Source organism: Cohnella sp. GbtcB17 (genome assembly GCF_019091135.1).
GTDB lineage: Bacteria > Bacillota > Bacilli > Paenibacillales > Paenibacillaceae > Cohnella.
Genome location: NZ_JAGXJW010000003.1, coordinates 126082 through 139132, shown reverse-complemented (window position 1 = coordinate 139132; position 13051 = coordinate 126082). Strand labels below are relative to the sequence as shown.

Annotated in this window: 6 protein-coding genes; all 6 read left to right on the top strand. The window is 59.1% G+C overall.

The window, feature by feature from the left end; genetic code table 11:
• The first annotated feature begins 5 nt into the window (after window positions 1-5).
• The 6 genes from KVT38_RS02235 to KVT38_RS02210 all read left to right on the top strand — a co-directional run bounded on the left by KVT38_RS02235 (window position 6) and on the right by KVT38_RS02210 (window position 13043).
• Window positions 6-1235, top strand: a complete 1230-nt coding sequence (locus tag KVT38_RS02235) for an amylo-alpha-1,6-glucosidase (protein ID WP_217592060.1) — start codon at window positions 6-8, stop codon at window positions 1233-1235.
• A 41-nt stretch (window positions 1236-1276) separates the two neighbouring features.
• A complete protein-coding gene (locus KVT38_RS02230; protein WP_217592059.1) occupies window positions 1277-3847 on the top strand; it encodes a family 78 glycoside hydrolase catalytic domain in 2571 nt (856 codons plus the stop codon).
• A gap of 78 nt (window positions 3848-3925) precedes the next feature.
• Window positions 3926-9835, top strand: coding sequence for an InlB B-repeat-containing protein (locus KVT38_RS02225; protein WP_254638926.1), 5910 nt, complete (start codon window positions 3926-3928; stop codon window positions 9833-9835).
• 172 nt (window positions 9836-10007) lie between these two features.
• Window positions 10008-10679 (top strand): helix-turn-helix domain-containing protein, encoded by a 672-nt coding sequence (locus KVT38_RS02220; RefSeq protein ID WP_217592057.1) that lies wholly within the window; start codon window positions 10008-10010, stop codon window positions 10677-10679.
• 41 nt (window positions 10680-10720) lie between these two features.
• Window positions 10721-12070: a cytochrome P450 gene (locus KVT38_RS02215; RefSeq protein WP_217592056.1), complete on the top strand. Its 1350-nt coding sequence runs from the start codon at window positions 10721-10723 to the stop codon at window positions 12068-12070.
• Window positions 12071-12155: 85 nt separating this feature from the next.
• On the top strand, window positions 12156-13043 hold the full coding sequence (locus KVT38_RS02210) for a LysR family transcriptional regulator (protein ID WP_217592055.1): 888 nt from the start codon (window positions 12156-12158) through the stop codon (window positions 13041-13043).
• Window positions 13044-13051 lie beyond the last annotated feature (8 nt).

The window sequence follows — 13051 nt, the reverse complement described above, 5'->3', positions numbered from 1 at the left end:
ATCTTATGAACCTGCTCGACGAAGCTTACCAACAGTCCGTTCTGGTCGTAGAACGGTGCATGCACGCGATCGGCGCCAAGGCGTCCGCCTTATCCGAAGGATACAACCAGGTTTACGCCAGAGACAGCATCATTACGTTTCTGGGCGCGTCATTCGTCGAAAACAGGGCATTCCAAGATGCCTTTAAAATAACGCTCGAAACGCTCTCCAAGTATCAATCGAAGCTGGGCATGATCCCCTTGTCCGTCGACGTCGACCGTCCGGCGATCGAGGCGAACCAAGGCGCGGTCGACAGCAATCCGTGGTATATCATCGGCCAAAGTGTCTATTATTCGCGCTACAAGGACTTGCCGTTTCTGAAAAGCCACTTGGCAGGCATCAAAAAAGCGATGCTCTGGCTCGAATACCAGGACAGCAACAACTGCGGGCTGCTAGAGGTTCAGGAGGCGGCCGACTGGGGAGACCTGTACGCGAACAGAGGGAACATTCTGTACGACAACGTCCTCTATTACAAATCGTTGGTCGAATACGCCAAGATCCTGGAGCTTTGCGGGGAAAGCGGCGTGGAATATCGCCTTCGCGCGGAAGAGGTGAAATTCAAGCTGAACCTGCTGCTCTGGCCGGGCGACGTCGAGGAAAAAACGAGAATCGTGAACGAGAGGGGCTACAGCCAGGAGTGGCTGCGGATCATCCGGATGAGCACCGAGCTGTACTGGTTCGGCAAGTTTTATTTGCCCTACGCTGCCTTCCGGGACTTCGGCCACCACTGCGACGCGCTCGGCAACAGTCTGGCCATTCTGTTCGGCATCGCGGACGAGACCAAGGCGGACGCCATCGTCAATCACTTCGTTCAGACCGGCATGAACAAGCCCTATCCGATCATGGCCAACTATCCGCCGATCATGCCGGGCGACAAGGACTGGCGCGAGTACTACAGGAACGCGCACCTGAACTTGCAGTACCAGTACCACAACGGGGGCATTTGGCCGTTTATCGGCGGCTTTTACGTCGCGGCGCTCATGAAGGCGGGGCGGAAGGACTTCGCCAAGGCGGAGCTGGAAAATCTGGCGAAGGCGAACAGCATCGGCAAACGGTTCGAATGGGAATTCAACGAATGGCTGAACGGGAGGAGCGACATGCCGTCCGGCATGGCGTACCAGGCCTGGTCCGCAGGCATGTATATTTTCGCCTATCGTGCCGTCCTTGACGAAGAAGCGTTCCTCGAAGTCCTGTAGGCCGCTCGCGGCGCAACATTCCAAGAAGCGGGGTTATCATCATGCAGCAGACGAATTCAGCGACCGCATCGGACGTTCCGACGAACCTCCGGTGCGAATACCGGACGGCGCCGCTCGGCATCGACAAGCCGAGGCCGAAGCTTGGTTGGGAGACGGCGGGGGACGAACCGGACTTCAGGCAGCAAGCCTACCGGATCGTCGTCGCCTCCAGTCTCTCCTACATCGACGAGGACTTCGGCGATCTGTGGGACAGCGGCAAAGTCGAATTGAACGAGCAAAACGCCATTCTTTACGGGGGCGCGGCATTAAAGCCGGCGACCCGCTATTGGTGGAAGGTCAAAGTGTGGAACGAACGGGGCCGGGAGCTCGACTGGAGCGAGGCGGCCTCCTTCGAGACCGGCCTGTTCACGATCGAGGACTGGGGCTGCGGCTGGTTAAACGCCGAATATCCGAACAGTCCGACGGCCGTGTATTACGAGCGGACGACCTTCGAATTGAAGCAGGATGCGCGCGTCGCGTCGGCCAGAGCGTATATCGGCGCGACGGGCAGCAAGGCGAACGCCTACGAGCTGCGCATCAACGGCGCAAAGGTCGGCGAAGATCTGCTGAGCCCCGGGCAGACGCACTTCAGGCGGGGGCTGTACCGCACGCATGACGTGACGGACCTGCTCGTCGCTGGCGTGAATGCCGTCGGCATCATGCATACGAGAAAGGTCATTTTCCGGCTCGACGTCCGTTACGACGACGGCTCGGTCGATACGATCGTCGCCGATCATACGTGGAAGCGGTTGAAAAAAGGCCCCTATACGGCCTTGCGCTATGCCGGGGGCAGCATCTCGGAAGGGAAGGGCGAGACGTACGACGCAAGGCTGGAGCCCGTCGGCTGGGATCTGCCCGGGTACGACGACGCCGCGTGGGGCGGGACGATCCCCGACAGCGGCCCGCTGCTGCTGACCGCGCAGCCGGAGCCGATCCTTTGCATGGCTGAGATCCGGCCGGTCGCCGTTGCCGGCTTCGCGTCCGGCAAGTTTGTCGTCGACTTCGGCCAGAATCTGTTCGGAACCCTGAGCCTGGCGGTCGAGGGACCGGCGGGTACGCGCATCACCCTCCGGTATGCCGAGCGTCTCGGGCCGGATGGCGGGATCGATTCGGGAAGCATCGAGGCCGGCTGGCTGGCGGAGGCGCAGCCGCATTACGACGAATATCTTTTGCGCGGCGAGGCGGAGGAGACGTATCAGCCGAGATTTTCCTGTCACGGCTTCAGGTACGTCGAAGTCGCCGGTTATCCGGGAGCGTTGACCGCGGACCGCATCGTCGCCAAGGTCGTGCACAACGATCTGCTCAACGACTCGGCGTTCGCATGCGGCAGCGAGCTGCTCAATCGGCTACACCATGGCGCAGTATGGTCGTTCCGCTCCAATCTCGTCTCCGTCCCGATGGACTGCCCGACGAGGGAGCGGCAAGGCTGGCTCGGCGACGCCCATTGTCATTCCGAGGCGGACCTTTTGAATTTCGATATGGCCGCTTTTTACGAGAAGTGGTTCGACGATATCGCCGACTGTCAGTTGGACAACGGCATCATTCCCCTCATCTGCCCAAGCGAAGGCCATGAGTACGCCCTCGATATCCCCTGGGTTTCCGCCGTCGTTTTTATTCCCTGGGAATATTACATGGCTTACGGAGACAAAGCGTTCTTATCCAAGCACTATTCCATGATGAAACGATGCCTCGACGTTTTCAAACTCCGGCTGGACCGCGACGGCGTGCTGCAGGGCAGCGTCCTGTTCGGCGACTGGTTCGGCCAATCCAAGGACATTTCCAAGCCTTACCTGGCGTCGGCGTACTACTACCGTTGCTTGACGTTATTCTCGAAAATCGCGAACGTGCTTGGCTATCGCGCCGATTCGGCCGCGTACGCGGAACGGGCGAGCCGCGTCAGAGACGGCATCAACGCCGCTTATTTGAAGAATGGGGAGTCCTACGACAACGGTTCGCAGACGGCGAACGCGCTCGCGCTGCACTTCGGGTTCGTGCCGGAGGCGCACAAGGCGAACGTGCTGGGCAGCCTGGTCGCGGATATCAGGTCCAGAGGGACGATGACGGTCGGATGCCTGGGTGCGGAGGCGATTCTCGCGGCGCTGGCGGACAACGGCAGGAACGACGTCGCCTACGAGCTCGCGACGAATACCCGCCAAGGCGGCTGGGGCTACTGGGTCGAAAAGTATGGGGCCACAACAGCCTTCGAGAGCTTTGCGGACGACCGATCGTCCAACAATCACGCCTTCCTGGTCGGGGGGCTCGATGCCTGGTTCTACAAGCACCTGGCCGGCATATCGCCGGTGAAGCCGGGCTACGGGGAGATCGCGATCAAGCCCTTCGTTCCTGGGGGCCTCGCACATGCGAGCGGCCAGGTCCGGACGGTCAGAGGTCTCGTGAAGTCGGGCTGGCGAAAGAAGGACGGGGCGCTCGAACTGGAAGTCGAGATTCCCCCGAACGCGACGGCGAACGTGCATGTGCCTTCAGACGAGCGGGGTCAGGATTACACGATCTACGCCGTCGGTTCGGGCCGTCATCGGTTTACATCCATGATTGTCGCGCAAGGAGGTGATTGACCTTCATCCTACATTGAGAAGTTCCTATTCGTCGTCAGGGAACAGTCATCGAACCATTAATGAGGAGGCACTCAAGTGATGGTAAAGAATAGGCTTCGCCGCGCACGCCGCGCAATGATTGTCTGGTTAACGGCATTATCCATGGTACTGCCCTTTTCATCCGCATTCGGCACAGAAGCGCCGCCCGCATCCGGCGGCCAGGCGACCGCGCTCAAGGAGCGCGCGCCGGTCGCGTACATTCCCCAAGTCTCCCATGCGAACGTGCTCAATTCGCAGTGGATGGAATATGTGCTGGTCGACAACCCCTACGTCGACGCCAACGTAACCAACACGGACTACTACACGATTACCAGCTCGAACGACCCGAACTTTTCCGGCGACGGCGTCAAGCCGGTGCTGGTGAACTACCGGTATTTCCCCGAGCAGGCTCCTTACAACCCGACCATGTCGGGCAATATCGGGAAGATTCAGGTGTTCTACCGCGCTTACCTCAAGCTGCCTTCTTCCGTCAAGTTCCAGGAAGGCAAGACTTATACGCTGACGATCGATCCCGCGGTCGCGACTGTCGACGAGTTGAATTTTACGTTCAGCCTGAGCGAGCCGAACCTGATGATTCATACGAACCAGGTCGGTTACCCGGCGGAAGGGAAAAAGGTCGCTTACCTGAACCAATGGACCGGGCAGGGAAGCCTCGATTTCAGCGGCTACCCGAAGTTCTATATCGTGGCGGGGGGCGATGCGACCAGCGTCGGCAAAAGCGTCTACAGCGGCGATATCCTCCCGCAACGAGACGATAAAACCGGCCAGATCGTCACGGACAGGTGGACCAAAAGCGTCATCTACGAGATGGACTTCAGCACGCTGAAGGCGGAAGGCACCTATCGCCTCTACATCCCGGGGATCGGCGTATCCTATCCGTTCAAGATCGACAGCCTGATCTACAAGGACGAGATCGCGTATACGATCACCCGCGCCTTGTACTTGCAGCGCGACGGGGACTACGGAATCGACTATGACAATCACACGGCCTCGGAGTATACGCACTGGCATCGTCCGCCATCGCATATGGATGACGCGATCGACCAGGCCGAATTCATTGACAACGGAGGAGACCTGGAAAAAGCGCGCGTCGACCTTACCGGCGGTCACATGGATGCCGGCGACCGGGGGAAATATCCGTACAACTCCGCCTATGTCGGCATCGACATGCTGCTCGGCGCCAAGTATTTCCCCGAACAGATCAAGGCATTGGGGGAATCGCTGCAGATCCCGGAATCGGGCAACGGCGTGCCCGACTATCTGGACGAACTGGCGTACGAGCTCGACTGGTTGACCAAAGCGATCAACAATACGACCACCGACGGGACCCTGGCGAACTATCTGCGACCGCAGACGCCCGGCAAGCCGAACGAAGGGACGTATGAAACCGGAGCGCCGCTCACGGGCGCCACGAATAGGTTCTTCTACAACCGGACGCAGGGACCGAACGTCGCGGAGACGCTGTTCGCGGCCGGCGTGCTGGCCCAGGCCTACAATACGCCGCTGATGCAGGAGTACCTCTCCGGCAAATCGAACGGCTATCTAAAGGCGGCGATCCGGGCATACAACGGCTTCAAAAAGCACTACTACTATGACCTGGAGGATCCGGAATATAAAACGGACATTGACGCGCTCAAAACGAATACCTATTACGATGTCAGCCAGGATGGGGTCCCTTATCCGTGGGCCAACGAGATGCTGCTGACGGCGAGCGCGCTGCTCGTTGCCATGGGAGACAACAATTACGTGGAGGATCCCGACGTTCCGGGCAGCCGGATCACCGCAGAGGAGCTGCTGCACCAGATCCAGGAGGTTATGCCCAAAAGGCCGACCCAGTACGACACGTTCAAGCGCTACACCTGGGTACTCGACCGCGCTTGGCTGGGCGTATTCGTCTCCATGTACGAAAACCCGCGCGTAACGGCGGAACAAAGACAGTGGGCTTATAACTGCATTATCGACTTCGTCGACAGGGAGATGAAGCACCAAACCCCGTTCGGCGCGTCGACGCAGGACGAAGGATTCCCCGACAAGATCGGCTGGCGATTCACGTCTTCGACGCTGATGCCGATCATCGTCGGCTACGGTCTGACCGGCGACCAAAAGTATCTGGATCGCATTCAACAGACCTGGGACTACACGCTGGGCAGCAATGCCGTCAGCCGCTCGTTCATCACGGGACTGGGCGATCCGCAGCGCGAGCCGCGGTGGTTTGTGCACGAGATCAACCAGTACCAGTGGGTTCAGGAGAAGACGAGCCCGGGCAACGGCTGGATCGAGCCGCCGCCGGGATTGCCGAACTCGGACATTCAGAGCGCCAAGTATCCGTCCTGGTTCAGCGATACGTGGAATACCGAGGCGAAAACGAAGGCGTTCCCGAAATACGAAGACCATGCGGTCATGTATCGGTATACGGATTCGTGGAACACGCAAAACGAATTCTCGGTCAACATCCTGTCGGCCAACGCCGCGAGCATGCTGCCGCTCATCCCTGTGGAGACGCGTACGCTTAGCGTCGAATCGGTCTATGGAGACGTCCTGCCGGCAGGCGGAACGTACACGAAGGGCATGCAGCTGAACCTGACGGCCAAAGGACACGTCGGCTACAAGTTCACGCATTGGAGCGGCGATATCGGCAGCGCCGACAGCACCGCCAGCTCGATCCCGGTCACGATGGATACGAACCGCGAGATCGTCGCGAATTACGAACCGGTCGCGGTGCGCACGCTCTCGGCCACCGCCACGGCGGGCGGCACGGTGAAGCTGGACCATGCGGACGGCAGATACAGCGACCGCGACGTCGCCAGCCTGACCGCCGTGCCGACGTACGGCTACAAGTTCGTCCGCTGGGAAGGGGATGTGACAGGCGTCAATCCGTCCGCGCAGATTGAGATGACGGATGATCTCAGCGTCCATGCCGTGTTCGAGGTACTGCCGCGCCACGCGCTGAACACCGCGGCAGACTCGAATAAAGGCTCGGTCAAGGTCAACCCCTCCAAGCCGAACTATGTCCATGGCGATGAGGTCATCCTGACGGCCGTCGACAGGTTCGGTTATCGCTTCGACGGCTGGACCGAAGAGAACACCGATACAGAGGTTGAGAAGACGTATGACGGCAACCCTGCGACCGTGATCGTCGACGCGCCGAAGCTGGTAACGGCCAACTTCATCAAGGTGCCGGAATACACGCTTGACGTCGAGACGCTGGAAGGCGGCACGGTCAAGGCAACCGCCGACAATGCCGCTAACGTGTCCGGCAAGCTCTACGAGGAAGGCACGAAGGCGACGCTGACCGCGACAGCCCAGCCCGGCTATCTGTTCACGGGCTGGACCGGCGCCGTCACGAGCAGCGCCAACCCGCTCGAGGTCACGATGGACGGCAGCAAGGCGATCACGGCCAACTTCAAGCCGGCCAACGCCTTGATGAGCGTGGATATCTCGCCGCCGGGAACGCCGGGTACGACTTCGGTCAGCGGGGACGTCTATACGCTGACGACGACCGGCAAGCAATTCGCACAAGCGCCCGATAGCTTCCGCTACTTGCTGCGGCCGGGACTCAAGGGCAACGCCGTATTTACGGCAAAGCTCGATTCGTTGACTGCGAGCGGCAAGGCTGCGGATGCCGTCGCCGGCATCCAGATTCGCTCGTCGCTCGCGAGCGGCGCCCAATATGCCGCCATCCTGGCGAAGGACGGCAAGCTGATCGTGCAGTCGAGAAAGGGCGGCGACTGGTATAGCGCGGACAAGACGATCGAAGCAGTTTCTGCGCCCGTATGGCTGCGGATCGAGCGGACCATCAACCGCGACCTCACGATGTCCTGGTCAACGGACGGCGTCACATGGAAGGACCCGGTTAAATTGACGATCTGGGATTGGGACAAGGCCGACATGGAGCTCACGATCGGCTTGTTCGCCTCCGCGGGCCCGGAAGGCGGCACGGCGACCGCGCAGTTCAGCCACGTGAGCTGGCCGGATATGCGCACGCTGACCGTGAACGCGGACGGAAATGGTTCGGTATCGGCCGCGTCCGGCCTATACGTGGCCGACTCCAAGGTGAAGCTGACCGCGCTGCCCGAGCTGAATTACACGTTCACCGGATGGTCTGGCGCGCTTGAAGGCAAAGTCAATCCTGCATATCTGAAGATGGATAGCGACAAGACGGTCACGGCCACCTTCGATGACATGCCGAAAGTTTGCAAGCTGACCGTGGTGCAGACGACTGGGGGCACGATCGAGATCGAGAACCCCTCGGCCGACGGCGGTTACGAGCCGTATGCCAAAGTCAACATTAAAGCGACGCCGGCCCTCGGCTACCGCTTCGTGCATTGGGAAGGGGACCTGGTCGGGACGACGTCCAATACCGTCGAGCTGATCATGGACGGCCACAAGACGATATCGGCCAAGTTCGCGGCTTACAAGGACGCGGACATCGGGACGACGTACGCGGGCAGCACGACCGACGATACGGACGGCGTCACGATCAAGGCATCCGGCTCGACCGTCTGGGGAAGCAGCGACAGCTTCAGGTATACCTACGAGGACAACCTGAGCGGTGACGGTGCGATCGTGGCCAAGGTGAACGACTTCGCGGCTACGGCCGGCGATGCCCGCGCGGGCGTCATGATGCGGCAGAGCACGGCCGCGAACAGCAACTACCAAGGCATTTTCATATCCAAGGATCGCAAAGTATACAGCCAGTACCGGGACGGATCGTACGTCATCCGGGAATATCTCGCCGACGAAGCCGTCAGCGGCCCCGTATGGCTGAAGGTTGAAAAGACGGGAACGAGCTTGAAGACCTACAGCTCGACCGACGGCACCAACTGGACGCAGCGCGGCTCGCGGACGATCGCTTCCTTCAGCGGGGCGTACACCGCAGGACTGGCGGTGACGGCTGGCCAGGACAGCAAATTCGTCACGGCGCGGTTCGGGGAAGTCAAATGGCCTGCCATCCCTTCGTATACGCTGCATACCGAAGCCGTGAACGGAATCGTATCGGCGACACCTTCGGTTCCCGCCTATCCGGCCGGCTATGCGGTGACCTTGAAGGCAACGGCCGCGGACGGCTACGTCTTCACCGGCTGGAGCGGCGACCTGCGCGGCAACGCCAACCCGGCGACCGTGACGATGACCGGGAACAAGAACATTACGGCGAACTTTAGAAATGCATCCGACGTCTACACGCTGACGACCGAAGCGGTGAACGGCACGATCCAGCGCGGACCCGACCAGGAAGGCTATGCGGCCGGCGCTTCGGTCACGTTGACGGCGACGCCGGCCCCGGACTATGCGTTCATCGGCTGGAGCGGGGGCGGCCTGAGCGGCAACGCGAATCCGGCCACCGTCATCATGGACGAAAACAAAATCGTCACCGCGAAGTTCGTCGAGATCAAAACGCCGCAGAGCAAGGACAACGATACCAAGATTGACGGTTCGACCTCCCAATCGGGCGCGTCCGTGACGATGACGGCGGCCGGCACCGGCATTTGGGGACAGACCGACAGGTTCCGCTACGCGTATGTGAACATTCAGAACGGCGACGCTACGATCGTCGCCAAGGTTGCGAGCGTGAGCGTCCCCGGCGGGAAAGTCAATTCGGATACGAAGGTGGGGCTGATGATCCGCCAGAGCAAGGACGCGAACAGCGCCTTCCAAGGCATCTTCACCGTCGGCGGTACCGAGGTCAGCAGCATCTACCGCGATCAGACGAACGCCTGGGCAGCCAAAAATACCGACAGTACAACGGCTAACACGTGGCCGATCTGGCTGAAGGTCGAAAAAACCGGCAACATCGTGAAGACCTACTCGTCGGTTGACGGCGTCGAGTGGACGCTGAAAAGCTCGCGCACGATGACGATCACAGGGGAATTTACGGCTGGCCTGGCCGTCTCCTCGGGCACGGAAGGCAAGCTGGCCGAAGTCACCTTCGACACGGTAATTTGGCCGTAAGCCTGAAGCAAAACCGTTTGCGACAAGCTGGCTCCGGCCCCGTGCCGGCGCCAGCTTGTTCGTTCATTTTCCTGTAAACCATTAATGAGACTTATAGTCCGTCGACTCGGTCGCGAGGAACGGATTAACATGGAGGTATAGCATGGGATTTCGCACTGAAGGATGTTGCCCAATGAGTATATTAGAAGATTTCGGCTTGCGCCTAAGGGAGCTGCGGCTGCGGTCGAACATGTCGCAGGACATGCTCGCCGCCCGTTCGGGACTCGATCGCACCTATATCGGCGGCGTGGAACGCGGCGTTCGCAATATATCGCTTAAAAATATCGAGCTGCTGTGCAATACGCTGGACGTCGACATCAGCTATTTTTTCCTTCACGAGCGATTTTCCCTGCATTCGGCGTCCTTGAAAAAGGAGCTGGAGCGCCCGCTCCGGGATCGCTTCAACTACCGCGTCGACCCCGATCACAATGTCATCGCCTGGCAAGTCACCGGCGGGATCGGCCAGGACGAGATCAAGCAAATCGTCGCCGATCTCAAAAGCGCCTGCCTGCGGCTCGTCTCCGGCAAAGTCAAACTGCTGATCGACAACCGGCAAATGATGATTCACGGGCAGCCCATCGTGTTCCAGCATGAGGTCAAGGAGAAGTGGGAGGAGCTGCAGCGGTGGTTTTTGCCCCATTGCGAGCAGGTCGTCGTCCTGTGCAACTCCAAGCTGATGCAGAACCAGATGAACCGGCTGGCCAAGCGGAGCGGGATCATTCAAGTTCAAAAAAGCCTGTTCGCCGAAGGAGAAGACTGGCTGAACGAAGACGTCGACCCCTGCTCGCTGTTCAAAGATCGTTAACCGGCACGCACAAGCTGTACTACAGAAAAAGGAGAGAAATCATGAGCGCTTCACAAGCTTTAATCGAACCTAAAGGGCCGAAAGGCAGTTGGATCGCCGGCAATCTGATGGAATACCGGAAGGATCCGCTCGGATTTTTGACGGAGTTGCAAACCAAATACGGCGGCGTCGTCAAAATACGGTTCGGTCCGCAAAAAATGTACGTCATCTACGATCCGATGCTGCTGAAGGAAATGTTGATTACCAAGCAAGATCAATTTATCAAGCTCAAGGCCTTTCAAGAAGCGAGGCTGTTCGTCGGGGACGGCGTGGCGACCAGCACGGGAGAAAAGCACAAGCGGGTCAGGAAGCTGATCCAACCGCACTTCACCCGGGCGCATGTGCAGCTTTATGCCGAGCAAATGGCGGACATCGTGGACCGGGAGCTGCGTACGTGGAAACCGGGCGAACACCGCATGCTCACCGAAGATATATCGAATATCACCTTCGCGATTATCGCCAAGACGCTGTTCAGCCTGGACGGCCATGAACATTCGCGGTCGATACGAGAGCCGTACGAGCTCATCAACCGGATGTGCGCCGAGCGGATGCGCTCGCTCGTCTCGGTGCCCCTGTTCGTCGGGACCGCTAAAAATAAAGCTTACAAGTCCGCGCTCGAAGCGCTGGATCGCGCCGTCTACGATATCATCAAGCAGCGTAGACTGAACCCCGCGATCGGCGAAGGCGACCTGCTCTCCGTGCTGCTCTCGTCCAAGGACGATCAAGGGAACGGCATGACCGACCAGGAGCTGCGCGACGAGCTGATGATCATGTTCATCGCCGGGCACGAGACGTCCGCCAATGCGCTGTCTTGGGCATTCTCGTACATTTTGAAGCAGCCGGAGGTCGAGCGGAAGCTGTACGAGGAATGGGATCGGGTCCTGCAAGGCGAGGCGCCGACGGATGCCGATTATATGAAGCTCACCTATACGCAAAACGTGCTATGGGAAGCTATGCGGCTTCGCTCCCCCAGCTTCTTCACCGGTCGTTCCGCGATCAACGACGTAGAGCTCGGTCCGATCAAGATCAAAAAGGGACAATCCGTGCTGTTCAGCCCCTATGCGATTCACCACAACCCGGCCTATTTTCCGAATCCCGAGTCGTTTATCCCGGAGCGGTTCGAGGACGACTACGTGAAGCGCATTCCGCAGTTTTCCTATATCCCGTTCGGCGGCGGACCGAGAGGCTGCATCGGCAACCACTTCGCCATGCTGGAGATGGTCATCGCCCTGTGCATGATCGGCCAACGCCACCGGCTGCAGTTAAAGGCCGGACATCCGCCGATCGAGATGGAGCCGCTCATGACCTTGCGGCCTAAAGACGGCATTGAAGTGCTGGTAGGGAGCCGCTAACGACGGTGAAAAAAAGTAGAATGCGGCCATCCGACGTCGGATGGCCGTTATTTCGATAGGTTCGCTTGAGCGGAGGGATTCGGTCATGGAGATCAAACAATTGACGACCATCCAAACGATATTGACGAAAGGCAGCTTTTTAAAAGCGGCTGAATCGCTCGGTTATGCGCCGTCTACGATATCCTTGCATATTCAGCAGCTGGAGGCGTATCTGGGCATCCGTTTGTTCGAAAAAAGGGGCCGCCGTATGGCGCTAACGGCAGAGGGGCAAGTTTTCTGGGAAAACGCAAGGCATGTGCTGGAACAATTCGACCAGTTAAAGGATCATACCCGATCCGAGCTTTCAAAAACGGTACAAGGCCACGTCCGGATCGGTACGATCGAGTCGGCGGGGAAAAAGCTGCCGTCCATCCTCATTCCTTTGCTGAAAAAGCATCCCCATTTGACGATATCCATCGAATACATTAACACGAATACGTTATGCGAACGCGTTTTGCATGAACAACTGGATATCGGGATCGGACCCGTCCTGCCGAACGAGACGCGCGGATTGCACAAGGTGCCGCTATTCGTGGAGGAGGTCGTCGTTCTCCTGCCCGAGCGACATCCCCTTGCCGCGACAAAATCCCTTACCCTGGCGAACCTGGGAAACGAGAACCTCATCCTCTCCGAGCCGTTAAACGCATATCGCGCGGCATTAGAGCAGCGTATCGCCGAGCTGGGCGTGCCCATTAAACCGGTCATCGAGATCGGCGACAGCGCCGCGATTATTCAATTCGTGCAGGGAGGCGTCGGGATTGCGCTGCTGCCCGCCTCGGCCGTTCAACCCCCGCCGGCGTCTGCCGTACTCGGAAAAATTCAGGATATCGATCTACGCTTAACGATGGGCTTGATCAGAAGAGAAAAACGAATGGGCAATGCGATATCAACCCTCTATCGCGCTCTTTACGAGGAACTGAATCCGCATGCCTAAGCGTTCAT

What these genes read in the sequence shown, in the direction of transcription:
- KVT38_RS02235 (WP_217592060.1), top strand. Translation starts at nt 6, where the DNA reads ATGAACCTGCTCGACGAAGCTTACCAACAGTCCGTTCTGGTCGTAGAA.
- KVT38_RS02230 (WP_217592059.1), top strand. Translation starts at nt 1,277, where the DNA reads ATGCAGCAGACGAATTCAGCGACCGCATCGGACGTTCCGACGAACCTC.
- KVT38_RS02225 (WP_254638926.1), top strand. Translation starts at nt 3,926, where the DNA reads ATGGTAAAGAATAGGCTTCGCCGCGCACGCCGCGCAATGATTGTCTGG.
- KVT38_RS02220 (WP_217592057.1), top strand. Translation starts at nt 10,008, where the DNA reads ATGAGTATATTAGAAGATTTCGGCTTGCGCCTAAGGGAGCTGCGGCTG.
- KVT38_RS02215 (WP_217592056.1), top strand. Translation starts at nt 10,721, where the DNA reads ATGAGCGCTTCACAAGCTTTAATCGAACCTAAAGGGCCGAAAGGCAGT.
- KVT38_RS02210 (WP_217592055.1), top strand. Translation starts at nt 12,156, where the DNA reads ATGGAGATCAAACAATTGACGACCATCCAAACGATATTGACGAAAGGC.